The organism is Kitasatospora misakiensis (genome assembly GCF_042656005.1).
Taxonomy (GTDB): domain Bacteria; phylum Actinomycetota; class Actinomycetes; order Streptomycetales; family Streptomycetaceae; genus Kitasatospora; species Kitasatospora misakiensis.
The window spans coordinates 1-26,416 of the sequence record NZ_JBHSOF010000041.1 but is presented as its reverse complement, the minus strand read 5'-3'; the positions used below and the strand labels follow the sequence as shown (position 1 = coordinate 26,416).

The 26,416-nt window shown below is 73.1% G+C and carries 27 protein-coding genes; 13 read left to right on the top strand and 14 right to left on the bottom strand.

Going from position 1 to position 26,416, the window contains the following annotated elements; translation table 11 throughout:
• Positions 1–56: 56 nt before the first annotated feature.
• From ACFP3U_RS26600 to ACFP3U_RS26585, 4 genes are all read right to left on the bottom strand, one after another.
• The gene (locus ACFP3U_RS26600; RefSeq protein WP_380228210.1) at positions 57–845 is read right to left on the bottom strand and encodes an MBL fold metallo-hydrolase; all 789 of its coding nucleotides are present in this window, start codon (positions 843–845) and stop codon (positions 57–59) included.
• A gap of 22 nt (positions 846–867) precedes the next feature.
• Entirely contained in the window at positions 868–2,010 is a 1,143-nt protein-coding gene (locus ACFP3U_RS26595; RefSeq protein WP_380228209.1) for a methyltransferase domain-containing protein, read from the bottom strand.
• Between the two features lie 4 nt (positions 2,011–2,014).
• Positions 2,015–2,143 (bottom strand): hypothetical protein, encoded by a 129-nt coding sequence (locus ACFP3U_RS26590; protein WP_380228208.1) that lies wholly within the window; start codon positions 2,141–2,143, stop codon positions 2,015–2,017.
• 139 nt (positions 2,144–2,282) lie between these two features.
• Positions 2,283–2,633, bottom strand: a complete 351-nt coding sequence (locus ACFP3U_RS26585) for a cyclic-phosphate processing receiver domain-containing protein (protein ID WP_380228206.1) — start codon at positions 2,631–2,633, stop codon at positions 2,283–2,285.
• A 199-nt stretch (positions 2,634–2,832) separates the two neighbouring features.
• Between ACFP3U_RS26585 and ACFP3U_RS26580 the strand changes: the two genes are divergently transcribed.
• Complete coding sequence (locus tag ACFP3U_RS26580) at positions 2,833–3,180, top strand: DoxX family protein (protein WP_380228204.1); 348 nt, start codon at positions 2,833–2,835, stop codon at positions 3,178–3,180.
• Between the two features lie 56 nt (positions 3,181–3,236).
• Complete coding sequence (locus ACFP3U_RS26575; protein WP_380228203.1) at positions 3,237–3,536, top strand: hypothetical protein; 300 nt, start codon at positions 3,237–3,239, stop codon at positions 3,534–3,536.
• Positions 3,537–3,635: 99 nt separating this feature from the next.
• On the opposite strand, the gene ACFP3U_RS26570 is transcribed toward ACFP3U_RS26575, so the two are convergent.
• Genes ACFP3U_RS26570 through ACFP3U_RS26560 form a run of 3 tightly spaced genes read right to left on the bottom strand, consistent with a single transcriptional unit; the run spans position 3,636 to position 6,272 of the window.
• Positions 3,636–4,280, bottom strand: a complete 645-nt coding sequence (locus ACFP3U_RS26570) for a class I SAM-dependent DNA methyltransferase (RefSeq protein WP_380228202.1) — start codon at positions 4,278–4,280, stop codon at positions 3,636–3,638.
• 34 nt (positions 4,281–4,314) lie between these two features.
• Entirely contained in the window at positions 4,315–5,004 is a 690-nt protein-coding gene (locus ACFP3U_RS26565; RefSeq protein WP_380228201.1) for a response regulator, read from the bottom strand.
• A complete protein-coding gene (locus tag ACFP3U_RS26560) occupies positions 5,001–6,272 on the bottom strand; it encodes a sensor histidine kinase (RefSeq protein WP_380228200.1) in 1,272 nt (423 codons plus the stop codon). The genes ACFP3U_RS26565 and ACFP3U_RS26560 overlap by 4 nt, the downstream gene beginning before the upstream one ends.
• Positions 6,273–6,407: 135 nt before the next feature.
• Here ACFP3U_RS26560 and ACFP3U_RS26555 point away from each other — a divergent pair, with 135 nt between their 5' ends.
• Entirely contained in the window at positions 6,408–7,337 is a 930-nt protein-coding gene (locus ACFP3U_RS26555) for an ABC transporter ATP-binding protein (RefSeq protein ID WP_380228198.1), read from the top strand.
• On the top strand, positions 7,334–8,209 hold the full coding sequence (locus ACFP3U_RS26550; RefSeq protein WP_380228197.1) for an ABC transporter permease: 876 nt from the start codon (positions 7,334–7,336) through the stop codon (positions 8,207–8,209). Before ACFP3U_RS26555 ends, ACFP3U_RS26550 begins: the two co-directional genes overlap by 4 nt.
• A 130-nt stretch (positions 8,210–8,339) precedes the next feature.
• On the opposite strand, the gene ACFP3U_RS26545 is transcribed toward ACFP3U_RS26550, so the two are convergent.
• Positions 8,340–9,161 (bottom strand): hypothetical protein, encoded by an 822-nt coding sequence (locus ACFP3U_RS26545; RefSeq protein WP_380228196.1) that lies wholly within the window; start codon positions 9,159–9,161, stop codon positions 8,340–8,342.
• Positions 9,162–9,453: 292 nt separating this feature from the next.
• Here ACFP3U_RS26545 and ACFP3U_RS26540 point away from each other — a divergent pair, with 292 nt between their 5' ends.
• Together ACFP3U_RS26540 and ACFP3U_RS26535 are read left to right on the top strand one after the other, a co-directional pair.
• Positions 9,454–10,638, top strand: a complete 1,185-nt coding sequence (locus ACFP3U_RS26540; RefSeq protein ID WP_380228195.1) for an MFS transporter — start codon at positions 9,454–9,456, stop codon at positions 10,636–10,638.
• Between the two features lie 39 nt (positions 10,639–10,677).
• A complete protein-coding gene (locus ACFP3U_RS26535) occupies positions 10,678–11,118 on the top strand; it encodes a VOC family protein (RefSeq protein WP_380228194.1) in 441 nt (146 codons plus the stop codon).
• Positions 11,119–11,219: 101 nt separating this feature from the next.
• On the opposite strand, the gene ACFP3U_RS26530 is transcribed toward ACFP3U_RS26535, so the two are convergent.
• Positions 11,220–11,747, bottom strand: coding sequence for a CGNR zinc finger domain-containing protein (locus tag ACFP3U_RS26530; protein WP_380228193.1), 528 nt, complete (start codon positions 11,745–11,747; stop codon positions 11,220–11,222).
• 128 nt (positions 11,748–11,875) lie between these two features.
• On the opposite strand from ACFP3U_RS26530, the gene ACFP3U_RS26525 reads away from it, so the two are divergent.
• The 3 genes from ACFP3U_RS26525 to ACFP3U_RS26515 all read left to right on the top strand — a co-directional run bounded on the left by ACFP3U_RS26525 (position 11,876) and on the right by ACFP3U_RS26515 (position 17,484).
• Positions 11,876–13,174, top strand: a complete 1,299-nt coding sequence (locus ACFP3U_RS26525) for an MFS transporter (protein ID WP_380228191.1) — start codon at positions 11,876–11,878, stop codon at positions 13,172–13,174.
• A 372-nt stretch (positions 13,175–13,546) separates the two neighbouring features.
• Entirely contained in the window at positions 13,547–16,264 is a 2,718-nt protein-coding gene (locus ACFP3U_RS26520) for a beta-L-arabinofuranosidase domain-containing protein (RefSeq protein WP_380228248.1), read from the top strand.
• 161 nt (positions 16,265–16,425) lie between these two features.
• Positions 16,426–17,484 (top strand): protein kinase family protein, encoded by a 1,059-nt coding sequence (locus ACFP3U_RS26515; protein ID WP_380228190.1) that lies wholly within the window; start codon positions 16,426–16,428, stop codon positions 17,482–17,484.
• Positions 17,485–17,503: 19 nt separating this feature from the next.
• Here ACFP3U_RS26515 and ACFP3U_RS26510 read toward each other — a convergent pair whose 3' ends face one another.
• Positions 17,504–18,547, bottom strand: a complete 1,044-nt coding sequence (locus ACFP3U_RS26510) for a saccharopine dehydrogenase family protein (RefSeq protein ID WP_380228189.1) — start codon at positions 18,545–18,547, stop codon at positions 17,504–17,506.
• 128 nt (positions 18,548–18,675) lie between these two features.
• On the opposite strand from ACFP3U_RS26510, the gene ACFP3U_RS26505 reads away from it, so the two are divergent.
• Positions 18,676–19,662 carry a helix-turn-helix domain-containing protein gene (locus tag ACFP3U_RS26505; protein ID WP_380228188.1) on the top strand — a complete coding sequence of 329 codons (987 nt, stop codon included), beginning with the start codon at positions 18,676–18,678 and terminating at the stop codon, positions 19,660–19,662.
• Positions 19,663–19,676: 14 nt separating this feature from the next.
• Here ACFP3U_RS26505 and ACFP3U_RS26500 read toward each other — a convergent pair whose 3' ends face one another.
• Positions 19,677–20,384 (bottom strand): SMI1/KNR4 family protein, encoded by a 708-nt coding sequence (locus ACFP3U_RS26500; RefSeq protein ID WP_380228186.1) that lies wholly within the window; start codon positions 20,382–20,384, stop codon positions 19,677–19,679.
• Between the two features lie 204 nt (positions 20,385–20,588).
• Here ACFP3U_RS26500 and ACFP3U_RS26495 point away from each other — a divergent pair, with 204 nt between their 5' ends.
• Positions 20,589–21,725 (top strand): AI-2E family transporter, encoded by a 1,137-nt coding sequence (locus tag ACFP3U_RS26495; protein WP_380228185.1) that lies wholly within the window; start codon positions 20,589–20,591, stop codon positions 21,723–21,725.
• A gap of 46 nt (positions 21,726–21,771) precedes the next feature.
• On the opposite strand, the gene ACFP3U_RS26490 is transcribed toward ACFP3U_RS26495, so the two are convergent.
• Entirely contained in the window at positions 21,772–23,154 is a 1,383-nt protein-coding gene (locus tag ACFP3U_RS26490) for a glycosyl hydrolase family 28-related protein (protein ID WP_380228184.1), read from the bottom strand.
• Positions 23,155–23,522: 368 nt separating this feature from the next.
• Between ACFP3U_RS26490 and ACFP3U_RS26485 the strand changes: the two genes are divergently transcribed.
• Both ACFP3U_RS26485 and ACFP3U_RS26480 read left to right on the top strand, forming a co-directional pair.
• Positions 23,523–24,491 (top strand): serine protein kinase RIO, encoded by a 969-nt coding sequence (locus tag ACFP3U_RS26485; RefSeq protein WP_380228183.1) that lies wholly within the window; start codon positions 23,523–23,525, stop codon positions 24,489–24,491.
• A gap of 173 nt (positions 24,492–24,664) precedes the next feature.
• On the top strand, positions 24,665–25,399 hold the full coding sequence (locus tag ACFP3U_RS26480; RefSeq protein WP_380228182.1) for a FadR/GntR family transcriptional regulator: 735 nt from the start codon (positions 24,665–24,667) through the stop codon (positions 25,397–25,399).
• Between the two features lie 30 nt (positions 25,400–25,429).
• Here the strand turns inward: ACFP3U_RS26480 and ACFP3U_RS26475 are convergent, their stop codons facing one another.
• Positions 25,430–26,086: a LutC/YkgG family protein gene (locus ACFP3U_RS26475; protein WP_380228181.1), complete on the bottom strand. Its 657-nt coding sequence runs from the start codon at positions 26,084–26,086 to the stop codon at positions 25,430–25,432.
• The coding region (locus ACFP3U_RS26470) for a lactate utilisation protein LutB domain-containing protein (RefSeq protein ID WP_380228180.1) at positions 26,083–26,416 on the bottom strand (334 nt) is incomplete at its 5' end. The genes ACFP3U_RS26470 and ACFP3U_RS26475, both read right to left, overlap by 4 nt.

Sequence of the window (26,416 nt, the reverse complement as noted above, 5' to 3'; positions counted from 1 at the left end):
CCGAGCGCCCGGCCGTCAGGGCCGGGCACCCGGGGCGCGGAGCCGGCGTCCCCGGGTCAGAGGGCGCCCGTCGCCCGGCCGATCTCGAAGGTCGATCCGGGGGCGGCGTGGTCGACGGGGCCGTCGAAGTGCGCGGCGGCGCCGGCCACCGCCTGCTCCGGCGTGAGGAGCCGTCCGACATGGGTGACGATCAACCGGCCTGCCCGGGCCGCTTCGGCCGTCCGACCGGCGTCCTCGGCGGTGTGATGCAGCGGCTCGCCCTCGGCGGGAGGCTGCGCGCCGTCGGCCTCGCACAGCAGGACGTCGCATCCGTCGGCCAACTGCGTCAGGGCGGCGCACGGTGCGGAGTCTCCCGAGTAGACCAGCGATCCCCCCGAAGCCTCGACGCGCAGCGCGAACGCCGGCATGCCGTGCGCCACCGCCCGGCTGGTCAGCCGGAGCGGGCCGACCTCCACCTGGTGCCCGTCGTACAGCTCGGTGACCGCGAAGGCGGACTCGATCGGGCTGCGGACGGCCGTGTTGGTGAGGAAGCCCGCCAGCCGGTCGCCGATGCCCGGCGGACCGTACAGCGGGATCGGCGCGGCGAGCCGGACATCCGCGTACAGGGCGCCGTAGTAGGCGGTGAGCAGGTCCGCGCAGTGGTCGGCGTGCAGGTGCGAGATCCAGATCGCGGCCAGCTCGTCCAGCCGGACATGGCGCTGCAGCGGCCCCAGCGTCCCGCTGCCCGCGTCCATCCACACATGCGTGCCCCCGGCGGACACCAGGTAGCCGGAACACGGGTTGTCCACGCTCGGATACGGCGTCGCGGAACCCAGAACCCTGAGGCGAAGAAGCTTGTCGGCCATCCCGAGAGCCTAGAGCAGTTGATCAACCGGCTTCGTGGATCGGCCACCGGGGGCCGCCGTCGGGGCTGTTCAACCACGCCCACTGGCGCTGCGGGGTGACGGTGATCCCGTAGTCGTACGGCTCGGGCCGGCCGAGGCGCTCCCACTGGGCCCAGGCGGTCAGGAGCTCGTCGCCGATCCGCCGTTCACCGCCCTGGTGCAGGGCGGCCGTGCCGTCCCCGACGGCGGAGAAGGACGCCCACGACCGGTGGCCGTCGTGGATCCAGGCGTTGGTGCCGTCCTCGTCGCGGCCGGTGGTGATCAGCGCGTCCGGCACCGCGACCCGCAGGGCGAAGCGCAGGTCCCAGTCCGCTTCGAGCGGGGCGAGGTCGCGGTCGACGATCCGCTCGGTCTCGGCCGGGCCCCGGCCGCGCACCGTCGTGTACCCGGCCGGCCCGGCCGCCGGTGGCAGCGGGCGGGTGCGGTCCGCCATGAACCGGCCCAGACCCTGCACCCGGCCCGTGGCCGAGCACCCGTCCTCGGCGACGGTGAGCGCGACGTGCCCGAGTCGGCCCCACGGGTGGACGATCCGCCCGCCCGGCCGACAGGCCTCCACCCACGTCCACGGCACCCGCTCGACGGCGTAGGTCGCGATCACCCGGTCGACCGGGCCGCCGCCGGGCCCGGTGGTCGTGGCGTCCGCGGTGAGCACCGCGACGTCGAGGCCAGCGGCCGCCAGCCGTTCCCGGGCGAAGCCGGCGAGTGCGCCGTCGATCTCGGTGGACACCACCCGCCCGGGGCCGGCCCGCCGGGCGGCGAGGGCCGCGTTCCAGCCCTGCCCGCCACCGATGTCCCAGACCCGGTGCCCGGGTTCCAGCTTCAGCGAGTCCAGCATGTCCACCACCACGCCCGGCGCGGAGAGACTGGACGACGGCAGCCCGCCGGTCACCTGGGTGACCGCGGCCTCGTCCGGGCCCGCGTACAGCTCGTCCGCCCAACCCTCCGGGTCGGAGCGCCGGTCGACGGGCACGTACGCGCGGCCGTCCCAGCGCCACAGCCGGTCCGGCGCGAACAGGTCCCGGGGCACCTCGGCGACGGCCTCCCGCAGCCACCCGGAACGCTCCGGCCAGTCCCCACGCGCCTCCATGGCCTGGTCCAGGGCGGCCCGGCGCTTCACCAGATCCACGGTGTCAGTCCTGCTTCGGCTTGCGGTGCTTCCCGTCGCCGCCCGGACCGGGCCTCGGCACCTGCCCGTCGGCGTTCCCCGGCGGCGCCTCGCCCTTGCCCGGATCCGGCGGCGGTTTCTCATGCGATCCCATCGGCCGACGTCCTTCCGTGTACGGGGCAACGGCCCGGCCATCCTGTCCGCTCACGACCGCCGGCGGTAGGGGGCGCGGAGGCGCACCCGGGGCGCGCGCAGATGCGTGAGCGGACGCCGGGCCCGGGCGGTCGGGCTCGCTACGCCGAGGCTCGCCGGACGCGGTAGCTCCAGCGGGTGAGTGACCGGACAACGGCTTGGGCGCCGACGGGGTTGGCGCTGTGCACGAAGACCGTGCCGATCCGGAACGGCCGCCCGGCGAAGGCCGCCTCCTCCAGCAGGGCCACCACCGGCATGATGGTGTCCTCGCCGCCGAGGTCGTGGTCGAGCCACAGCTCGTCGATGAAGCTGTCGCGGTGCTCCTCCAGGAGCTGGACGCCGTCGCAACTGGTGCGGGCGATCCGCGTGGCCCGGGGGAGCGGCCGGAGGTCGTCGATGCCGAGGACGACGGGCTCGGGCGTGGGCGTGGGCGCGGCGGGAGCTTCTTTCATCGGATGATTGTCATGGCCGGCGTGTGGGGTGACCACGGGTTTTGAGGTTCCGGCTGGGCCGGCGGAGAAATTCTTCGGGAGTGCTGTCACATCCGTGACGGGCGGCGGGTCAGTGGAGTGTCCGAGCAAGTGCAACGGGCGGGGCGCGGCTGATGCGTCCTGCTCCCTCTCCTCCTCCACATGAATCCGGGGTTTCGCCATGTCTGTCGCCTACGTCGTCCTCGCTGTTGTCAGTGCCCTGTGGGTCGGTTTCTCCGGGGTCTCCCTCGCCCGCCGGGCGGAGTTCGTGACCCAGCCGCTGGTGGAGTACGGGGTCCCGCGCTCGTGGTGGGGCCCGCTGGCGCTGGCCAAGCTCGCGGGCGCGGCCGGTCTGCTGGTCGGTCTCGCGGTCCCGGCCCTCGGCGTCGCCGCCGCGGTCGGTCTGATCCTGTACTTCCTCGGCGCGGTGCTCACCTGCCTGCGGGCCCGCTCGTACAAGACCGTGCCCTTTCCGCTCCTCTACCTCACCCCCGTCGCGGTCACCCTGGCCCTGGGCCTCGCCGCCTGACCGGGCTGGTCACGGCAACGAGACGAGAGCGCGAGCGCCCACTGCGCGCGGCCGGCGTGGAGACCTGGATCAAGTCGACGATCACCGGCGGCGGCACCGGCCAGGGCCTCACCCAGCAGGTACTCGCACTCCGCCCCGCCGATGCACCCGAAGCGCTGAACCACTTCCGGGACCACCTGCTGCACTGCGGCGCGACCACCGCCGTCGAGGCCGACGGACACCCCCAGGTCCTCCTGTTCGAAGACCGGGCGGCCAACCCGCAGCTCCTCGTCGACCTCGCGAACGATCGGATCACCGCGTTCACCCCGACGGGAGAAGGCTGGACCAGCCAGCAACTGCTGCAGCTCCGGCGCTGACCCGTCCCCGTCCGCGATCCGGTCGAAGTCGGGCGTGCCGGCCATCGTCCCGGACTCTACGACGCGACCGCTCACTGGGACGACGAAGCGGCGTGACCGCTACGGACGACGGTAGGCGAAGAGGAGCGCTCCCGGGGTGCTGGTCTCGGGGTCGAGGAGCATCTCGGGTTCGACCGTGAATCCGGCCTCGCGGAGCCAGGTGCTCAGCTGGGCCGGTTGGCGTCGGTGGACGTGGATGCGCATCGGGTGGCCGCCGTAGCCCTCCGTCTTCAGCCGCGAGCCGTCACCCACGTGAAAGCCGATCAGCAGCGGTGCGCCGGGGCGCAGTACCCGCCGGAAGCCGGAGAGAACGGTCGGGACCGCGGCATCGGGGATGTGGATCAACGACCAGAACGCGAGCAGGCCTGCTGTCGACTCGTCGGCGAGGTCGAGAGCCGTCATGGAGCCCACCTCGAAGCGGAGCCCGGGGTGTTCGGCCCTGGCCACCTCGACCATCCCGGGGGAGAGGTCGATGCCGAAGGCGTCGACGCCCAGGCGCCGCAGGTGGGCGGTGACGTGGCCCGGTCCGCATCCCACGTCCGCCACTCGCCCGCCGCCGGCGTCGGCGACCGCGTCGGCGAACAGGGCCAGCGCCGCCCGGAGGTACGGCTTGCCGCCCAGGACCTCGCGTAGTTGGTCCGCGTAGCTGACCGCGACCGTGTCGTACGAGGTGCGGGCGTCCGCCAACCAGCTGTCCGGATTCATGCTCCGACAGAGTAGTCCGGCGATCCGACGGGTCTCAGGCGGCGGGTGCGGGGGCCAGGCCGGATTCGTAGGCGAGGATGACGAGGTGGACGCGGTCGCGGGCGGGGAGTTTGGTGAGGAGGCGGGTGATGTAGGTCTTGACGGTGGCGGGGCTGAGGACGAGTTCGGTAGCGATCTCGGTGTTGGAGAGGCCGCGGCCGACCAGGGTGAGGATCTCGCGCTCGCGGTCGGTGATGGCGGCGAGGCGGTCGGCCGAGGCCGGGGGAGCCGGAGCGGCTGGTGCGGCGGGGAGGGGCCGGGCGGCGAACTCGGCGATCAGGCGGCGGGTGACGCTCGGGGCGAGGAGAGCGTCGCCGGCGGCGACCACGCGGAGCGCGGCCAGGATGTCGTCCAGGGCCATGTCCTTGACGAGGAATCCGGAGGCGCCCGCGCGCAGCGCGGCGTAGACGTTCTCGTCCTCGTCGAAGGTGGTGAGGACGACGACCCGGGCCGGGCTCGGCCCGGCGGTGACCAGGCGGGTGGCCTCGATGCCGTCGAGGACGGGCATCCGGATGTCCATCACCACGATGTCGGGGCGCAGTTCCTCCGCGAGGCGGACCGCTTCGGCGCCGGTGCCGGCCTCGCCGACCACCTCCAGGTCCTCGGCCTCGGTGATGACCATCTCCAGGGCGGCCCGGACGAGCGGCTGGTCGTCGGCGAGGACGACGCGGACGGGCGGCGTCATCGGGCCTCTCCCGTCAGCGGCAGGCGGGCGGTGACGCGGAAGCCGCCGTCGGGGCGGGGCGCGGCCGTGAACTCGCCGTGCAGCAGGGAGACCCGTTCCCGCAGGCCGGTCAGTCCGTAGCCGGCGGGGGAGGTGCCCCGGCCGCGACCGCGGTCGGTGATGGCGAGGGTGAGTTCGGCGGGCCGCCGGTGGTCGACGGTCACCTCGCAGGCGGGGACGGCGGCGTGGCGGACCACATTGGTGAGCGACTCCTGGACGATCCGGAAGGCCGCCAGGTCGATCTCGGGCGGCAGCGGTCGCCGTTCGCCCTGCCACTGGAGGTCGACCCGCACGCCGGCGGCGGTGGTCGCGGCGGCCAGCCGGTCGAGGTCGGCCAGACCGGGCGGACGGTGGGCCGGGGTGGCGGTCGCCGCGCCGGAAGCATGGTCGGAAGCGCCGTCGGAATCGTCGGCCCGGCGCAGCGCACCGAGCATCCGGCGCAGCCCGGCCAGCGTCTCCCGGCCGGCGGTCTCGATCTCGGCGAGCGCCTCGCGGGCCCGGTCCGGCCGGGTGTCGATGACCCGGCGGGCCGCGCCCGCCTGGAGGGCGACGATGCTGATGCTGTGCGCCACGGTGTCGTGCATCTCGCGGGCGATCCGCAGCCGTTCGGCGGTGACCGCCTGCGCCGCCGCCCGGGCGCTCAGGGCCTCGGCGTGCTCCCGGGACTGGTGGACCGAGCGGCCCACCAGCCAGGCGATGACGGCGACCAGGACGCCGGCGTCGTTGGCGCCGATCCGGGTGCCGGTGAGCAGCAGGCCGCCGCCGAGCGCGGGGGCGAGGACCAGATGCAGGGTCAGCGCGCCGAGCACCAGGGCCAGTGCGGCGCGCGAGGTCCGGCGCGGTTCGGCGGCGGTGACCAGGCAGAGGGCGGCGGACACCCCGAGCAGCGCGGTCGGCGGCAGCTGGAGCTCCCAGCGCCAGGCCTTGGTCTGCGCCACGGTGGCGGCGAGCAGCAGGGCGACGGCCGTCCGCGGCCGGCGGCGCAGCAGGGCGGCGGCGAGGAACGCGACGGGGGTGGTGAGCGCGGCGGTCGCCCAGTCCTGCTGGGCGGCCGGCCCACCGGGTTCGGCCGGATCGAGGGCGGCGGAGGTCCGGTGGTCCGGGAGGTCGCCGGCGCCGAGCGAGGGGGCGAGCAGCGACAGGCACCAAGCGAGCGCCGTCCAGACACCGGGGGGCACCCGCCTGAGTCGGGGCGGGAGCAGTAGCGGGGGCGGGAGCGTCGCGGACATGCGGTGATCGTAACGAGGCGTCGCCCGCCGGGGCATCGGACCACGGGTGTACGACCACGGGTGACAGCGGGGCAGGTGCGGGTGTCGTCCCTGGTCGGATGTGCCGGACGGCCGCTCGGCGGCAGTGTGGAGCACATGATCGAAGTCCACCGACTGACGAAGCGTTACGGCCGGACCACCGCCGTCGACGACCTCAGCTTCACCGTCCACCCGGGCCTGGTCACCGGGTTCCTCGGCCCGAACGGAGCCGGGAAGAGCACCACCCTGCGGGCGATCCTGGGCCTCGACGCGCCCACCGCCGGCGCCGCCACCGTCGGCGGGCTCCGGTTCCGGGACCGGCCGCGCGGTCTGCGGCACGTCGGCGCCCTGCTCGACGCCGGCGACGTGCACGGGGGCCGCAGCGGCCGCGCCCACCTGCGGGCCCTCGCCCGGAGCAACGCCGTGCCGCGCGGCCGGGTGGAGGAGGTGCTGGCGGAGGTCGGGCTCACCGGGGCGGCCGGGCGCCGGATCGGCGGGTACTCGCTCGGCATGAAACAGCGGCTGGGCATCGCCGCCGCGCTGCTGGGGGATCCGCCGGTGCTGCTCTTCGACGAGCCGTTGAACGGGCTGGACCCGGAGGGCGTGCGCTGGGTGCGCGAACTGTTCCGGAAGCTGGCCGCGGAGGGGCGGACGGTGTTCGTCTCCAGTCACTTGATGAGCGAGATGGAGCACACCGCGGACCGCCTGGTGGTCATCGGTCGCGGCCGGCTGATCGCCGCCGAGAGCGTCGCGGAGTTCGCCGCGCGCGGCGCGGGGCAGGGCGGCACCCGACAGGGCGTCACCGTCCGTGCCACCGAACCCGAGAGCCTGGCGGCCGTCCTGACGGCGGCCGGCGGCGGGGTACGGCCCGGCGACGGAGCCGGGACCCTCGTCGTCACCGGCCTGGACGCGGCCCGGATCGGCGCGCTCGCCCTCGACCACCGCGTCCCGCTGCTCGAACTGACCACCCGGACCGGCTCCTTGGAGGAAGCGTTCATGGCCCTCACCGCCGACCGCGTCGACCACCCCGCCGGAGGACCGCGATGACCGCCCCGCTGCCCGCCACCGTTCCTGCCCCCGTCCCCACCACCGCCCCCGCGCCGACCGCCGGCGAACCCAGGCCGCGCTTCCGCGACCTGCTCGCCGCCGAGTGGATCAGGTTCTGGTCCCTGCGCCCGATGCCCTGGATCCTGGGGATCGGCGTGCTCGTCCTCATCGGCGTCAACCTCAACGCCGCGCGCTACACCTACCAGCACACCGAGCCCGCGGGCCCGCCGCCCGGCTCCGGGGTCGTCGGGACGGCAGTGAACGTCTCCTTCACCGGCCTGGCCGCCGACCTCCTCATGCTCCTCGCCGCCGGGGTCGGCGCCGCGGTGGTCGTCGGCGAGTACTCGAGCGGGATGATCCGCACCACCTTCGCCGCCGTCCCGGACCGCCGGGCGGTCCTGCTCGCCAAGGCCGGCGTGCTGGCGGCGGCCATGCTCGGCGTCGGCACGCTCGCCTCCGGCGTCTCCTTCTGGGCCGCCCAGACGCTGCTTGGCCTGCGCCACGCCGGGGTGTCGCTCGCCGAACCCGGCGTGCTGCGCGCTGTCGCCGGCGCCGCGCTGCTGGCGCCGGTGTGCGCGCTGATCGGCTTCGGGCTGGGGACGCTGATCCGGCACGCGGCGGCGAGCGTGGTCAGCGCGGTGCTGGTGCTCTTCCTCCTGCCCGCCTCCTTCAACGAGAACCGGCCCTGGTCGGCAGCGATCGCGCACGCCATGCCCTTCACCGCGTGGCGGCGCCTGGCCGAGGCGGACCTGACGCACCAACTGCTCCCGCCCTACCCGGCGACGGTCGCGGGGTCGTGGCTCGCCTACGCGGGCTGGGTGCTGGGCTCCGTGCTCCTCGCGACGACGGCCGTCCGGCGCCGGGACGTCTGACGGAGCGGACGGGTGTACGGGCCGGACGGGCGCCCGCCGGCGTTTCCGCGCCCGCCGGCGTACGCAACGACGGCAGGGCGAGCCGGGTGGCTCGCCCTGCCGTCGTCGGACCGGAGGCCGTCAGGTCAGGTCAGTGCTGGCGGGCCTTGCGGCGGCGCATGACCAGGACGGTGCCCGCCCCGAGCAGGCCGAGGGCGGCGGCCAGCGTCATGCCGACGTTCGCCCCGGTCGAGGCCAGGCTGGCCCCACCGCTCGCCGCCGCGGAGGCGGAGGGCGAGGGCGAACCCCCGGCAGCCGCACCGACCGTCGCACCGGCCGAAGCGGTCGAACCGGCCGAGGCGCCGGCGGTCGCCGAGGCACTGCTGGAGGCCTTGGACGTGGCCGACGCCGATATGGACACGGAGGCGGTGGCACTCGGCGAGGTGCTGCCGGCCGGCGAGGTCGGGTTCGACGGCGTGGCGGAGGTCGACGGAGCCGGGGTGGACGGCGTGGACGACGGCGTCGAGGTGGGCGCGGACGGCGTCGAGCTCGGCGTGGCGTTCACCGCCGGGCAGGTGTGCGAGAGGTTGAACCACTTCACCTCGCCGCCCTGGACCTCGGCGCTGGCCGAGGTCAGCTTGGCGCCCGGGGCCGACGCGACGTAGGCGTGCTTGGTGGTGGGCGGCCCGAACGCGGTGACCACCTGCGGCGCACCGTTGTCGAAGGCGACCGTGAGCTTGACGAAGTCCGTCGAGTTGCCCGGGAGGACGAAGTGCCAGCCGTCCTGGCCGGGGCCGATCGACCCGCACTTCGCCTCGTGCTCGCCGAAGCCGGCCGCCGTGACGGGAAGGTCCTGGTGGACCGGGACAGTGTAGATGCCGGCCGTGGCGAACGCCGAGGGCGCCGCGGAGAGGCTCAGGAGGCCGACGGCTGCTGCCGTGAAAACGGCGCGGGTGGAGCGGGAAGCGTGCATGACTACCGTTCGCTGTGGGAGATGAGGACATTGGTGGACTGACCGGTCAGATCGACCGGCCGTGGCCCTCACACGTCCCTCAGCGCCAACACCGCCGGTTCTGTCACACCCCGGGCGCAACTTTTCGGTATCGATCGCCACCCGCCCGCCTGCCCGCCGCGCCGCTGCCCGGGCGGGCGCAGGAGCGGCCGCAGCAACCGCGCCGGCGTCGCCGGCGGCCAGTGGGGACGATCACAAGCTCCGTACGCGTGTTCCCGCTTAGGCTCAATCCCGGACATGAGGGAGTGAATCTGTGCGAACCGAGTTAGAGCCCGAGATCGAGACCACCACCGACAAGCGAGCCGTCCGGTACGCGCTGCTGATCGCGCTGGCCAACGGGCTCGGCTATCTGCCGTTCGCCCTGACCATCCCGATCCTGCCCGGCCACGTCACCGGCCGGCTGCACGGCGGCCCGGCCGAGGTCGGCGCGGTCATCAGCGGCTACGCGTTGACCGCGCTGCTGTCCCGACCGGTGTCGGGCACGCTGATGAACCGCCTCGGCACCCGGGCCCTGACCATCGGCGGCGCGGTGCTGACCGTGCTCGCCACGGTCTGCTACCCGCTCGCCGGCTCGATCACCGAACTCATCGGCCTGCGGATGCTGCTGGGCGTCGGCATGGGTGCGATGCTGGCCGCGGTCGGGGTCTGGCCGGTGCAACTGGTGGCCAAGGACCGGCAGGGCTGGGCGCTGGGGCTCGGCGGCACCGTCAACTACGTGGCCATCGGCCTGGGCGCGCCGCTGGGCTCCCTGATCGAGCACCTGGTGGGCACGGCGACCACCTTCGTGGTCTCCGGACTGATCGCCCTGCTCGTCATCCCCATCGCCCTGTACGTTCCCGAGGTGCGGCTCTCCTCGACCTCGGAGCGGGCCGACGTCGAGCAGGACCGGGCGCTGCTCGGCGTCGTGCTGCCCAGCGTCGCGCTGATCTTCACCGCGTTCGGCTTCGCGGCCGTCTCCAGCTTCGCGGTCGCCAAGTTCGACGCCCTCGGCATCGCCGGGGGAGCGGTCGTGGTCACCGCGTACTCCCTGACCGTGGTGCTGTTGCGGGTGGCGGGCAGCTGGATACGGTGGGAGGCCACGCGGCCGGTGGAGCTCGCGGGCCTCTTCCTCGTCGAGGCCCTGGGGGTCGCGCTCCTCGGGGTGTCGGACGGCCTCGGCCCGGGCGTGGTCGGCGGTGTGCTCATCGGGGTGGGAATGTGGCAGATCTACCCGATGCTGGGGCTGTTCGTGGTGCGCTCGGTCAGTGAACGCCGGCGCGCCACGGCGCTGTCGACCTTCGGCGCCTGCTTCACCGTGGGCCTCGCCGCCGGCAGCGGCTCGCTCGGGCTGGTCGCCCAGGCCGCCGGCTACCGGACGATGTTCCTCGTCTGCGCGGTCTGTGTCGGTCTGGGCCTGCTGGTCGCCGTGGCGGCGGCCCGGGTGGCCCGCATCGACTGACAGGATGAACGACCGCACCAGGATGAGGGAGAGACCGGCATGGCGATTCAGCGGATGGACAACGTCGGCATCGTCGTCGAGGACCTGGACGCCGCCGTCGCGTTCTTCGTGGAGCTCGGTATGGAGCTGGAGGGCAGGGGAGAGGTCGAGGGTCCCTTCGCCGACCGGTGCACCGGGCTCGACGGCGTCCACTGCGACATCGCGATGCTCCGGACCCCGGACGGTCACAGCCGGCTCGAACTGGCGCGGTACCGCAGCCCCGTGGCGACCGCCGACGGGCCGCGCGACCGGCCGCACAACGTCCTGGGCACGCACCGCGTCATGTTCGCCGTCGACGACCTTGAGGACACCGTGGCCCGGCTGCGCCCGTACGGCGCCGAACTCGTCGGCGGGATCGCCCGGTTCGAGGACAGCTACCTGCTCTGCTACGTCCGCGGCCCGGAGGGCGTCATCGTCGGACTGGCCGAGCAACTCCGCTGAGCGGGGGAGCCGGACCCGGCGGCCGAACGGGATGATCGAGGTTCTGTCCGTCGACTCGTCTCGCCGGCTTCCTCGTCCGCAGCTCGCACGGATCGTGGCGATCAGTGGCGTTGGCGGGCGGCGTAGCGACGGGCTTTGGTCCGGTTGCCACAGAGCCGCATCGAGCACCAGCGGCGACTGTGGTTCTTGGACGAGTCCCAGAAGGCGCCGCGGCAGGTGTGCTCGGCGCATCTCTTGAGCCGGTGAATCTGGCCGGTGAGGACGAGGGTCGTCCAGGCGATGGCCAGCTGCGCCATGGCCGTCTGGGCCGGGGTCTGTGCGGAGGACGGGACGAGTGGCTGTTTCAGGGTGGCCAGGAGGGGAACCTCGGCCAGGATGGCGTCGGCTGCTGCCAAGTGGTGCGGCGATACGGGACTGTCGGGGTCCAGGGCCTCCCGGAATCCGGCCCGCAGGTCGAGGAATGCGCGCTGTTGCCCGGCGGTGAGGTGTGGCGGGTCGCCCGCCAGGTGATGGTCGGCCAGCCAGCGGGCGAGTTCGGTCGGGGTCGCGACGTCGTCCTGGCCGTCCTCGAGGTCGACGGTGTTGATGAACGCCTCGATGAGCTGGGCGGCGGGTGAGGGTTCGATCATGGCGAGTCGCCTTCCAGGTTCGCGAGAATGGTCAACCTGTAAAAGAACTTTACCAGTTATAAGGCCAGGTGGCGCCCCTGGCATCCATTCATGCATACTGACCACCCAGAGCCTTTAGGAGGTTAGTTGTGGAAGGTCTGCCCGACTCGGAAGAGGCCGCCCCCGTCGGCGTGACCGGTGAGCCGGACCGGTCGACGTCGGCCGATCGCAGTGGCCGCAATACCGCGGTGTTGGTGGGGTTCACCGCGATAACGAACCTGGCCGATGGGGTGACCAAGGTCGTGCTTCCGCTCATGGCGGCCCGCCTGACCGACTCTCCGGCTCAGGTGGCCGGCGTCGGGCTCGCTCTCACACTCCCTTGGCTCCTCATCGCCCTGCACGTCGGCGTTCTGGTGGACCGTTTCGACCGGCGCAAACTCCTGTGGTTGGCCGACGGTGCCCGCATGCTGGTCGTCCTGGTGCTGCTCGCCCTGGTCGCCGACAATGCCGTCACCATCCCCGCGCTCTGTGTCGCGGGCCTCGCGCTCGGTGTTGCCGAGGTGGTCGCGCTGACCTCAGCGGCCACGCTCGTCCCGTCCGCTGTCGCTCCGGCGGGCCATGAACGAGCCAATGCCTGGCTGGCGGGAGCGGAAACCGTGTGCAACGAGTTCTGCGGCCCATTCGTGGGCGGGCTCCTCATCGCCGCCGGTGCCGGCGTGGCGCTGGGCTGGGTCGGTGCGGGCTACCTGCTCGGCACGCTGATCCTGGCCTTCCTCGTGGGCCGCTTCCAGCCCACGGCTGAGACCACGGCCCCGTCCGGCTCGGTCAACCAGAGCATCGCCGAAGGAGTCCGCGGCCTGTGGCATCAGCCCCTGCTCCGCCTGATGGCGCTCGCCCTGACCGTTCTGTGCGCCTGTTGGGGTGCCTGGCTCGCGCTCATCCCCCTGGTCGCCACCCAACTGATGGATCTGGAGCCCGGCCAGTACGGCATCCTGCTCAGCGCGCTCGGCGCCGGTGGCCTGGTCGGCGCACTCACCGTCACCACCATCAACCGCCTGCTGGGCCGCCGCTGGTCGATGTTCGCGGACCTCGTCGGCACCGCGGCCATGGTTGCCGCACCCGTGTTCACCACCAGCCTGTGGATCGTCGGCACGGGCGCCTTCCTCGGCGGCATGGGTGGCGTCCTGTGGACCGTCAACTCCCGCACCATCAGCCAACGCCTCATCCACCCCGGCATGCTCGGCCGCTACAACGCCGCCGCACGCCTGTTCAGCTGGGGTGCCATGCCCCTGGGAGCCGCCCTCGTCGGTGTCCTCGCCCAATGGCTGGGAATGCGTACCGCCTTCGCGCTCTTCGCTGTCGCGGCCCTGGCCACCATCGTGCCGTTCCTCAAGACAGCGACCCACGCCGCCCTGGCCGAGGCAGGCCCACCCGGAGCGACCGCCTGACCAAGGTGTGGTCCCTGCGAGAGGTGAGCGGCTCACGTCAAACGCCACTCACTATCGCCATCCGCTGACACGGCGTCAAGACGTACGGACGGGCGTGTCGGCGGCTTGTCGAACCCCTGGACACGGTCCGGAAACCAGGGCTATAAACGTGGCACCCGTCCATGGTCGGACTTCGCAACCCCCGCGCCCTCGGCCGACTTCCGACGCCTCGCCACCCGCACCACCATGTGCCGCCCACCCCACCGACCGGGCCCCTGCCTCAGGACTTCCTCGTCGATCGGAGAGCCGCTCCGCTTCGACCAATTTTGTTAGCGCTAACAATTCAGGGGCCCGACCTCCTCCCCCACCCGGAAGGAACAAGGTTTCGCGATGCTGCCTCATCCGCTGAGCCGCCGCAACCTGCTCAAGGCCACCGGCATGCTGGCCCTCACGCCGGCCGCCGGCCTCGCTCTCGCCCCGACGGACGCCGAAGCGGCCCCCGTCGGGGTCTCGGCGCTGCCGTTCGACCTCGGCCAGGTCAGACTCACCGCCGGCCGTTGGCTCGACAACCAGAACCGCACCCTGGCCTATCTGCGCTTCGTCGACGTCGACCGTCTGCTCTACAACTTCCGCGCGAACCACCGGCTGTCCACCAACGCCGCAGCGGCGAACGGCGGTTGGGACGCCCCGTCGTTCCCCTTCCGCACCCATGTGCAGGGGCACTTCCTCAGCGCGTGGGCCCAGTCCTACCTGGCGGTGGGGGACACCACCTGCCGCGACAAGGCCGTCCGCATGGTGGCCGAGCTGGCCAAGTGCCAGGCCAACAACGGCGCGGCGGGATTCTCCGCCGGCTACCTCTCGGGCTTCCCCGAGTCGGACTTCGCCCAGTTGGAGTCCGGCACGCTCAACAACGGCAACGTCCCCTACTACGCCGTCCACAAGACCATGGTCGGCCTGCTCGACGTCTGGCGCCTGCTGGGCAGCACCCAGGCCCGGGACGTCCTCCTGGCCCTGGCCGGCTGGGTCGACCAGCGCACCGGCCGGCTCTCCCAGGGCCAGATGCAGGCGCTGATGGGCACCGAGTTCGGCGGCATGAACGACGTGCTGGCCGACCTCCACCTGCGGACCGGGGACGCGCGCTGGCTGACGGTCGCCCAACGCTTCGACCACGCCGCCGTGTTCGACCCGCTGGCGGCCGGCCGGGACCAGCTGAACGGCCTGCACGCCAACACCCAGGTCCCCAAGTGGATCGGCGCCGTCCGCGAGTACCGGGCCACCGGGACGACGCGCTACCGCGACATCGCCACCTCGGCGTGGACGATCTGCACCACCAAGCACAGCTACGCCATCGGCGGGAACAGCCAGGCCGAGCACTTCCGCGCCCCCGACGCGATAGCCTCCCAGCTCACCAACGACACCTGCGAGCTCTGCAACTCGTACAACATGCTCAAACTCACCCGCGAGCTGTGGCAGTTGGACCCCGGGCGGGTCGAGTACTTCGACTTCTACGAGCGCACCCTGCTCAACCACGTGATCGGCGCGCAGAACCCGGCCGACGCCCACGGGCACGTCACCTACTTCACCCCGCTCAAGCCCGGCGGCCGGCGCGGCGTGGGCCCGGCCTGGGGCGGCGGCACCTGGAGCACCGACTACGACTCCTTCTGGTGCTGCCAGGGCACCGGAGTGGAGTCCAACACCAAACTGGCGGACTCCGCCTACTTCCGCGACGGCACCACGCTCATCGTGAACCTGTTCGTGCCCACGGTCCTCACCTGGGCCGAGCGCGGCCTCACGATCACCCAGTCCACCGCGTACCCCGCGGAGGACACCACCACGCTCAAGGTCACCGGCAGCACCGGTGACACCTGGTCGATGCGCATCCGCATCCCGGCCTGGACCTCCGACGCCACCGTGAGCGTCAACGGCACGGTGCAGAACATCGCCACCACGCCCGGCACCTACGCCACCGTCACCCGCGCCTGGGCCTCCGGCGACACGGTGACCGTCAAGCTGCCCATGCGGGTCGCGCTCCGGGCCGCCAACGACAACCCGGGCGTCGCCGCGGTCACCTACGGCCCGGCCGTCCTGTGCGGCAACTACGGCAGCACCGCGCTCAACGCCCTCCCGACCCTCGACCCGGCGTCGATCACCCGGACCGGCACCACCGGCCTCGCCTTCACCGCGACCGCCAACGGCTCGTCCGTGAACCTCGGCCCGTTCCACGACGCGCAGGGCTTCAACTACACCGTCTACTGGAGCACCGGGAGCACGGGAAGCACCGGAGGCACCGGATTCCGCCTGGTCAACGCGGGCAGCGGGCTGGTGCTCGGCGTGCAGAACATGTCCACCGCGGACGGTGCGCCGGCCCTCCAGTGGGGCGACAGCGGCACCACCGACCACGACTGGGGGCTGGTGGCCGACGGCACCGCGCTGCGGCTGCGCAACGCCAACAGCGGCAAGGTCCTGGGCGTGCAGAACATGTCCACCGCCGACAACGCCTCCGTGGTCCAGTGGTCGGACAACGGCACCGCCGACCACCGGTGGACCGTCGTCGAGACGGCCGACGGCTCGCACGGCCTGCGCAACGCCAACAGCGGCAAGCTGCTCGGCATCGCCGGCGCCGCCACCTCCCAGGGCGCCCTCGCCGTGCAGGCCCCGGACACCAGCTCGGCGACCAGCCGGTGGTGGTTCGTCCCGACGGGCACCCGGCGCATCCAGAACGTGGGCAGTGGGCTCCTGCTCGGCGTGCAGAACATGTCGACCGCCGACGGCGGACTGGTGGTCCAGTGGGGCGACAACGGCACCGCGGACCACCTGTGGACGGCGGTGGTCGACTCGGGGGGCTACCTGCGGCTCAAGAACTCCAACAGCGGCAAGGTCCTCGGCGTGGAGGGCGGCGGCACGGCCAACGGCGCCAGGATCGTCCAGTGGGCCGACAACGGCGCCGCGGACCACCGGTGGCGCCTGCGGCACGGCGGCGGCGACACCTTCCGCATCCAGTCCGTCAGTGGCCGCGTCCTCGGGGTCTCCGGGGCCTCCACCACCGCGGGCGCCCAGATCGTCCTCTGGGACGACAACGGCACGAGCGACCACCTCTGGCGCTTCCTGTAACCGGCGCCCCCTGTGCGAGCGGTTCAATGAGGAGCCGGGTCACGGCGACGTGACCCGGCTCCTCCGCGCTGCTCCGCCTGAACGGGCTTGACCTCGGTGGATAGAGTCGAGCGCGTTCGTGCCGTCACTGACGCCCCGGTCCGGGCATCGAGGAGCCGTTGATGCACCACCCCGACTCCACGCACGCCGCGCGGCTCGCCGCCTACGGGAGCGCGGCCACCCGCCTCTCCCTGCTGAGCGACCGGCGGCTCGGCGCGGTCGTGGCGTCAGCGTCCGACGTCGGGACCGGCATCGGCGGTAGGTCCGCGGAACTGGACCTCGACGGGGTGCGGGTCTTCGTCAAGAGGGTGCCGCTGACGGACGTCGAGACCCGGCCGGAGAACGTGCGGTCGACGGCGAACCTCTTCGGCCTGCCGATGTTCTACCAGTACGGAGTGGGCTCGGCCGGCTTCGGCGCCTGGCGGGAGCTGGCCGCCCACACCATGACCACCCACTGGGTCCTGACCGGGGAGTTCGCGGGCTTCCCCCTGATGTACCACTGGCGTGTGCTCCCCGACTCCGCTCCCGAGGGGTTCCTGGACGCCTTCGGGAGCATCGACGGAGCGGTCGCGCACTGGGACGGCTCGCCGGCCGTGCGCGCGCGGCTGGAGGCCATCGGCCGCTCCTCCCACAGCCTGGTGCTCTTCCTGGAGCACGTGCCGCAGACGCTCGGCGGGTGGCTCCACGAGCGCCGGGAGGCCACGAGACCCGACGGCGGCTCCCCGTACGCGTGGGCGGCGGAGGAACTGGCGCGAGGTGCGGCGTTCATGAGCTCCCAGGGACTCGTGCACTTCGACGCCCATTTCCGCAACCTCCTGACCGACGGCCGGAGGATCTACTTCACGGACTTCGGGTTGGCCCTGAGCTCGGGCTTCGAGCTGTCGGCGGTCGAGGAGCGGTTCCTCTCCGACCATCGCGCCTACGACCGCCACTACACCGCGAGCCATCTGATCCGCCACCACCTCGTCGACCGCCTCCAGGAGGGCGCGGATCCGGACGTGTTCCTCCGGGAGTGGATCGAAGGGCGCAGGCCCGCCGGCGTCCCGCCCGAGCTCGCGGCGGTGGTCGAACGTCATGCCCGGGCCGCCGCCGTCCTGGACGGGTTCCACCGCCGGCTGCTGTCGGAGAGCAAGCGGACGCCCTTTCCGGCCGTCGAACTCGACCGGGCCGCCGGAGCCTGAGCCTGAGGAAGGGCCCCGGTCAGGCGTTGGCCGTCTGCGGGTGCAGGTCGAGCGTGATGTGGGGGGCGAGCGCGCGCAGGAAGTCGGGGGCGTCGAAGATCTCGCCGGCGGAGGCGACGCCGGTGACCCTGGTGCGGCCGGTCAGGACGCGGTCGAGGGCCTCGACGACCAGGGGCGCGGTGACGGCGTAGATGTCCTGGCCACTGGCCGTGGCGCGGCGCTCGGCCCCGCCCGAGCGGACGACGACGTCGACGAGGAAGGTCTGCTCCGAGCGCCCGCTCCCGTCGGCGGCGGCCGGGGCCGGGGTGTGCGCGGCGACGACGTCGCGGACCGCGTCGGTGTTCATGTAGGTGGTCACGTCGGAGATGGACAGGTGCTGGGGGACGGTCACGACGTCCGCCATCGTGAACTCCCCGATCACCGGACGGCGTCCGACGGGCTCGGGGAAGTCCCACTCCAGGGTGGGCGCGGCATCGGTGCGCCGCTCCCACTGCCCGCCGCTGTAGCGCAGCCGGACGTCGCCGCGCCGCTCGCGGGAGACCGCGCCCGACAGCCGGGTGCCCTCGGTGGGGTGCCAGTTGCTGAGCGCGTAGGCGATGTGCGCCTCCTCGGCCGAGGTCCAGTCGTCCATCGCCGCGGTGGCCAGCAGGTCGCCGAGGCCGCCGAAGAAGGCCATGGCCGGGACGATCACCGCTCCCGCCTCCCGGGCCCGGTCGCGGTAGTGCTCGAAGGTGTCGAGGTTGGCCTCCAGCTCGGCCGCCACGTCCAGGTACGGGATCCCGGCGCGCAGCGCGGCCTCGATCACGGGGCCGGTGGTCGAGGCGAAGGGGCCGGCGCAGTTGATGACCGCCACCGTGCCCGCCAGGGCGCGGTCCAGCGAGGCGGCATCGTCCACCGACGCCACCCGGGCCTGCAGCCCGTGCTCCCCGGCCAGCTCTTCCAGCGCCTGCGCGTTGCGCCCGGACGGCACCGGGACGAACCCGCGCGCGGCCAGCTCCGCGACCACGAACCGCCCGGTGTGACCGTAAGCGCCGAACACCGCCACCAGCTGGCCTGCCCCCATGGGAACTGCTCCTCGTACTCGACCGTCCGCCGCGGTCTTGATCCGCTGCGGTCCGACACCCCTATCCTGTCCGTCCGGTGGCATCCCGCACGAGTGTCGGAAACGACATGGCGCGTACACTTTCGGACATGCACAGGGTCGCACTGGCCGTCACCGACGGCATGCTCCACTACGAACTGTCCGTGGCCGTCGAGATCTTCGGAGCCGACCTGACCCACCTCGTGGACCCCTGGTACGACTTCTCCCTCTGCGGGCCGGGCCCGGTGAAGATCGACCGCTTCCGCCTGGAGCCCGACCACGGGCTCGACCACCTCCCGCACGCCGACACCGTGATCGTCCCCGGTTGGGCCGACACCGACGTCGAACCGCCCGCCGAACTGGTGGACGCGGTACGCGCGGCCCACGAGGTCGGCGCCCGCATCGTCTCCCTCTGCACGGGCGCCTTCGTGCTGGGGGCGGCCGGACTGCTCGACGGCAGGCGCGCCACCACCCACTGGGCCCACACCCGGGAACTGGCCCGGCGCCACCCGGCCGCCACCGTCGATCCGGACGTCCTCTACGTCGACAACGGCGACGTCCTCACCTCCGCGGGCAAGGCCGCCGCCATGGACCTCTGCCTGCACCTGGTCCGCCTCGACCACGGCTCGGCCAACGCCAACCGGATCGCCCGCCGCCTGGTCGTCCCACCGCACCGGGACGGCGGCCAGGCCCAGTTCATCGCCACCCCGCTGCCCGACCCGGGCAACCACCCCCTGGGGGAGCTCTTCCCCTGGGCGCTGAAGCGGCTGGACCAGCCGCTCACCGTCGAGGACCTCGCCCGCCAGGCCCGGATGAGCTCACGGCACCTCGGCCGGCACTTCAAGCACCTCACCGGCACCACGCCGCTGCAGTGGCTCCACACCCAGCGCATCCGCCACGCCCAGGAGCTGCTGGAGACCACCGACGCCACCGTCGACACCATCGCCACGGCCACCGGCATGGGCACCGCCACCACCCTGCGCCGCCACTTCCACCGCAGCGTCGGCGTCCCGCCCGACACCTACCGGCGGACCTTCCGCCCCGTCATGTCGGGCCCGACGGCGGGCCGGCCCGCCGGGTCTCTGTGGGCGCGCTGACCGTCCGGCACCGCTCAGCGCGGCCGGTCGTGCTCCCAGTCCCAGGGGACGGCGGCGAACACCGGAGCGTCGGCCGCGCGCCGGAGCCGGTACGGGCCGCAGACGCGGTCGAACCGGGCGCGGCTGCCCGGGGCGGCTCCGCGCAGGTCGGCGAGCACGGCGCTGTCGGGGACGCTCCGCGCCAGGGCGGCGAGCACCGGGTCGTCGGTGTTGTCAGTGTGCAGTGCGGGCGCGGGGTGCAGGGCGAGGTCGGGGCCGTCGGGGTGGAGGGCGTCCCAGAACTCGTCCGCGTAGGGCTGGACGCCGTCCTCGAAGTCGACCTCGTCGGCGAGCTCCTCGGCCGTGCTGACCAGCCGGTCGAGCCAGGCGGCGAGCGAGTCGGCCTGGACGTACAGACCGCCCTCCCGGTACTGCATGAGCACCTGGCCCCAGCTCCCGTCGGAGGCGACGTCCACCCAGGTCAGCCCGCCGCCGCCGTCGTCCGACACCACATGCCCCAGGTCGGGCAGCGCGGGAGCGTTCCGACGCGGATGTGCCGTCAGGTGGACCTCCACCGGCGGCACGGAGAAGCCGCCCAGGTGGCGCAGGAGTTCGCCCTCGGCGGGCGGCACCGGTAGCGGCACCCCGGGGGCGCCGTCGAGGCCGGGGCGGACGGCGAGGTCGAACGGGACGCGGGCGGCCAGCGCGCGCAGACGGGTGGCCAGGGAGTCACCGGTGATCATGGCGCCACGCTACCGGAGCCGTGGGAGCCCCGGCACCGGTCGACGGAGGATCGGCCGGGTGGGTGCCCGTCGGCGCGGGAACACACCGGTGGGCCGCTGCACCCGCTATCCAGGGTTCATGCCGCTCTCGTACCCCAGCAGTCCCGCTCGGTTCCCCGCGCCCGGCGTCCCGCCGTACCCCGGTTCCGGGGGACGGTACGCGGCATGCCGGTGAGGCGGCCCGGCCCCCGGCGCCCGGCCCGCCCGGCGCCCGGTGCCGGCCCCGTGCTGCGCCGGCTCTCCGACTACGCCTGGCGGCTGGTCGCCGTCGCGGTGGCCGGGTACCTGGTGCTGACGGTGCTGGGGCGGTTCCACCTGATCACGCTGGCCGCCTTCCTCGCCATGGTGATCACCTCGGTGGTCCGGCCGCTGGTCGATCTGGCCGGCCGGGCCGTCCCCCGCCCGCTCGCCGTGCTGATCGGCCTGGCGATCGCGATCCTGGTGCCGGCCGGCCTGCTCGCGCTGATCGGCGAGACCGTGGCGAACGACCTGGACCGGCTGAGCCGGGAGTTCCAGGGCGGCCTGGACCGCCTGGAGAAGCTGCTGGAGGGCGCGCCGTTCCACCTCGAACCCACGACCTTCGAGGACCTCCAGCGCAAGGTCGGCGACTTCGTCTCCGAGCACCGTTCGACGCTGATCAGTACGGCCCTCAGCGGCGCCGGGCGGCTGGTCGAGGTCGGGACCGGCGCCGCGCTCGCGCTCTTCATGTCGGTGTTCTTCCTGCACTCCGGCGAACGGCTGTGGCGCTGGGTCGCCGCTCAGCTGCCGTCCGCCGCCGGGGACCACCTCGACCGGGGCGGCCGGGCGGCCTGGCGGACCTTCGCCGGCTACACCCGGGGCATCTTCGTCGTCGCCGCGACCAACGCGGTCATGGTCGGCATCGCCCTGTACTTCCTGGGGGTGCCGCTGGCCGTGCCGCTGACCGTGCTGGAGTTCTGCGCGTCCTTCGTGCCGCTGGTCGGCTCACCGATCGCGATGCTGGCCGCCGCCGTGGTGGCGCTGGCCGCCCGGGGGCCGGTGATCGCGGTCGTCGTGCTGCTGCTGATCGTGGTGATCGGCCAGATCGAGGGCCATCTGCTGCACCCCTTGGTGATGAGCCGGGCGGTCAGCCTGCACCCGGTGGTGGTCGCCGTGTCGGTGCTCGCGGGCAGCATCGCGGCGGGGGTCATCGGCGCCGTGGTCGCGGTCCCCGCCGTCTCGGTGGTCTGGGCGGTCTACGCCGAGCTGCGCCGCCCGGGGCCGGGACGAGGGCCGGGGCCGCTGGCCGCGTCCGTGCCGTCCGGGCGGTCCAGGCGGCCTTGAGCCGGTGACCGGCGCCAGGCCCGGCGCCGGTCACCGGCTCAGCGGGTCAGCCGTTCAGCTGGGTCCACTGCCAGGTGCCGTTGACCCGGACGTAGAGCCGCCGGTTGTCCTTGTCCACGGCGAGGGTGCCGTCGGCCGGGGGCCGGGTGAAGGAGCTGTCGCTCACCGGGCCGGAGACCTGACGGATCGGGGGATTGGGCGCGTGCCGCGTGGGGACGGCCCCGCCGGCCTGGCTGCCGGTGTTGGCGTAGGTGTTCTCGACGCGGAAGTCCCCGGCGCTGGAGGCCTCGTAGTAGACGTGGTGGCCGGTGGGCTTGGTCCCGTAGAGGCCGACCACGTCGCGCAGCACGGCCACGGTGCCGGGCCCGGCGTAGAGGTCGATGCCGGAGTTGACCGTGGCGACGGCCCCGTTGGCGACGAGGACGTTCTCCAGGGTGGAGGCGATGGCGGCCCACGCGATGATGTTCTGGGGCGTGCTGTAGCCGGCCGCGAAGTTCCCGGCGTAGGCGTAGATGTCCCGCGCGTGGACGTGCTTGCAGGACGCGTCGACCCTGAGGTGCGGGCCGCCCATCATCTGCGAGGTCTCGAACTTGCAGTCCGTGAGGTGGATCCCGTTCGGGTTGTTGGTCCCGGCCGTGCCCTGGGTGATCCAGAGCGCACCGGTGCCGAAGGCCTCGAACCGGCAGCCCGTGAAGTGCACCTGGTTGACGTTGTCCGTGCTGTAGCCCCAGCCGGAGGTGGCGGAGGAGTTGCGCAGCCAGACGTTGGGCTGGGAGGTGCTGCCGGCCGGGCCGCTGCTGGACTCGACGACCAGGTTGTGGATCCGGGAGTCCCAGAACTCGACCGCGTCGATGCACAGGTCGTCGTTGCTGGTGATGTAGACGTCGCGGATGACGGTGTTGTCGTTGTAGTAGAGCTCCAGGACGAGACCGGTGCGGCGGTTGCCGTTGAAGCCGAGGTTCTCGACGGAGCAGTAGCGGCGGTGGGTCGCGCCGCTGGCGTCGGCGCCCGCGCCGGACATCCGCAGCAGGATGCCGTTCCCGCCCTTGACCAGCATCGAGGCCCTGCTGCCGGCACCGATCAGCCGGATGTCGTTGCCGCCGACGCGCAGCGCCGGGGCGCCGGCGGTCGGGACGACCAGGTACTTGCCGGCCGGGAAGTAGACGACGCCGCCCCCGGCGGCGGCCGCCGCGTCGAGCGCTCCCTGGACGGCGGCGGTGTCGTCGTGGGCGCCGTCGCCGACCGCGCCGTACGCGCGTACGTCGAACCAGTCCGTGCCGCCGGCGGCGGCCGTCGCGGCCGAGGCAGCCGAGGCGGGCTGACTGCCGGCGGCGACGGCCGCTCCGGCGAGTCCGGCCACCGCCCCGGTCAGGAGTGCGCGCCGACGCGTGGTGTCGGCGGTGGCCCGTGCGGGCTCCGTCCTGCTCATGGATATCCCCCGTCAGATGTCTGTAGGTGTGTCTGTCGATGTCCGTGTCGGGCCCGTGTGTCGGCCCGGTCGCCAAGATCGCAGTCGGTCGGACGGGCCGTCAAGGCGGCTGGTGCGGCGGGGTGCCCGGGTTGGGAAGCGGCGGAAACAATTCGCTTGCGGTGGAGGAGGGAACGGCTATGGTGGTCACGTTCTCGCCGAGACCGTGCGAGGACCTGACGTCGAGGAGGTGTGTCCGGATGGTTGCCGCCGTGTCGCGGCGCGCCCTCGTGTGCGCGCCATACGCCTTCCTCGTCCGTCATCTGCCCACCGGCTGAAACGCCTCGTACCGGCGCACCCGGTGGGACACTCCTCAAGGAGCCCCCGCAGTGCGCGAGCGCTTTGCCGACAGCGAATCCTTCTCCCGTATCCGCCCCAAGGGCGGTCCCCGACGCGGCCGCAGGTCCGACCGGTTCGACGACTTCGAGCCGGAGTACTTCCCCGCCGGTGAGTCCGAGTTCCCCGGGGCCTCGGACGACCCCACCATCGCCTCCCCGGTGGCCGACGGCCCCGCCGAGGGCGACCGCTGGTCCACCTGGGACCAGTCCACCCCCACCGAGAAGGGGCCCGAGCCGCGCCCCGGGTGGGTGGTGACCGAACTGGCGGCCGTGGACACCGAGCTCGGCATCGTGAAGACCGGCAAGGAGGCCGACGTCTTCCTGCTGGAGCGGGCCGTCCCGGGCACCGAGCGGCGCACCCTGATGGCCGCCAAGCGCTACCGCGACGGCCAACACCGGATGTTCCACCGCGACTCCGGCTACCTGGAGGGCCGCCAGCACAAGGAGTCCCGGGTCTCCCGGGCGATGGCCAAGCGCAGCGCGTTCGGCAAGGAGGCGATCGCCGGGCAGTGGGCCGCGGCGGAGTTCTCCGCCCTGTGCGGCCTCTGGTCGGCCGGGGTGGCCGTCCCCTACCCGGTGCAGATCACCGGCACGGAGATCCTGATGGAGTTCGTCGGCGACGCGGACGGCACGGCCGCCCCCAGGCTCGCCCAACTCCGGGTCGAGGAGGCCGACATCGAGGACCTCTGGGAGCAGCTGGGGCGCAGCCTGTCGCTGCTCGCGGTCGGCGGCTTCGCGCACGGCGACCTCTCGGCGTACAACATCCTCGTCCACCGGGGCCGCCTGGTGATCATCGACGTCCCGCAGATCGTCGACGTCATCGCCAACCCGCGCGGGCTGTCCTTCCTGGAGCGGGACGTGCGCAACGTCGGCGCCTGGTTCGTCTCCCGCGGCCTGCCCGAGGGGCGGGTCGACGACCTGGCCGCCTCGCTGGCCGCCGACGCCCGCCTCCGTCCGTAGAGCTTCGTCAGGTGGTGCCGTGTCGTCGGACGGATCGCGGCACGGCACCCCTGCGAGCCCGACACAGGGCTTCCGATCTCTCCGCCGAGGTGTCCGCGCTGCCCGTCGAACGGCATCGCGACAGCTCTATCATGGAGAGATCCGATGTTCGGCTGCCAGGAGAGGCGGGGCAGGTGCCGGTTACCGATGAGGCGATCGAGAAGATCAAGGAGATGATCGTCCGCGGCGAGCTGCGGCCGGGTTCCAAGCTGCCCAAGGAGGCCGACCTCGCCGCCAGGCTGGGTCTCTCCCGCAACTCCCTGCGGGAGGCCGTCAAGGCGCTGTCGCTGATCCGGGTGCTGGACGTCCGGCAGGGCGACGGCACCTATGTGACCAGCCTGGAACCGAACCTGCTGCTGGACGCGCTGGGCTTCGTCGTCGACTTCCACCAGGACGACACCGTGCTGGAGTTCCTGGAGGTGCGCCGCATCCTGGAACCGGCCGCGGCCGCGCTGGCGGCCCGCGTGATGTCCGACGAGGCGATCGCGGAGCTCCGCGCGGTGCTCGACCGGCTCGGCGACACTCCCACGCTGGAGGAGCTGATCGCCAACGACCTGGAGTTCCACCGGCTGATCGCCGTCGGCTCGGGGAACACCGTGCTCTGCTCGCTGGTGGAAGGGCTGTCTGGCCCCACCAGCCGCGCGAGGACGTGGCGCGGCATCACCGACGGGCAGGCCGTCCAGCAGACTCGGGACCAGCACCGGGCGATCCTGGAGGGCATCGCCGCCCGTCGGCCCGACCTCGCGCACGCCTGGACGACGGTGCACGTCGCCGGAGTGGAGGAGTGGCTGCGCGGGATGCTGGGCTCCGGTTCGGCCCTGCCGCCGGTCTTCCCCGACGCCGACGCGGCAGGCCTTCGACCTCGGTGATCCGCTCCGGCCCGACGCGCGCGTGCAGGGCTACCCGTCTGTGGCCTCCTTCTTCGCACGTGTGAGGACCACGACGTCCAGGGTGCGGGGGCCATGGACGCCCTCCACCCGGTCGAGTTCGATGTCGCTGGTGGCGGACGGGCCCGAGACGAAGGTCAGCGGTCGGGTGGGGTCGAGCAGGGCGAGCGCCTCGGGGACGTCCCCCGCGATCTGGTCCTGGCGGACCACGCACAGGTGGTGGTCGGGCAGCAGGGTCAGGGCGCGGCGGCCCTGGCCGGGCCCGGCGTCGAGGACGATCGTGCCGGTGACGGCGATGGCGACGGCGACCGTGCTGAGCACCGACCCGGTGCGGTCGAGTTCGCCGACGGTCAGCGGCGGCTCGTCGGAGACCCAGGTGCAGCCCTCGGCCGGCAGCCAGTCGGCGGGGAAGCCGTCCGGTACCACGGCGGTGGTCCGGGCGCGGTCGGCGAGGATGCGGCCGACGGTCTCGGCGGCCCGGCTCTCCTCGACGACGGTGACCGTGGCCCGGTAGTCGGCGACCCGCTCGGCGAACAGCTCGACCAGCGGCCCGTCGGCGTGGCTGCGCCGGTACCCGCGCGGGACCGACGCCTCCTCGACCCGCTCGGCGGTCGGGACGTCGCGCAGGGCCGTGCGCACCTGCCCGAGGATGGTGTCGCGGCTGCTCATTCCTGCTCTCCTGCACGGTTGGCGCGCCACCAGCTCCGGAAGGACTCGGCCGGCGGCGCGGGGGTGTCGCGGGTGTCGGACCAGGCCCGCAGCGGGCCGGGCAGCGGCAGCCGGCCGATCCGGCCGCGCCGGGCGAGCGCCCGCCCGCCGAGGCCCGCGGCGCGCTGGGCGAGCCTCAGCCGGGCGGGGGAGACCAGGACGGCCGCGGCCCCCTTCATGGCGAGTGCCTCCACGGTGGGCAGGCGCCGTCCCTCGGCCTTGGCCTCGACCACCTGGGCCCGCAGGTGGGCGAGCACCTCCGGGATGTTGATCTTGACGGGGCAGGCGTCG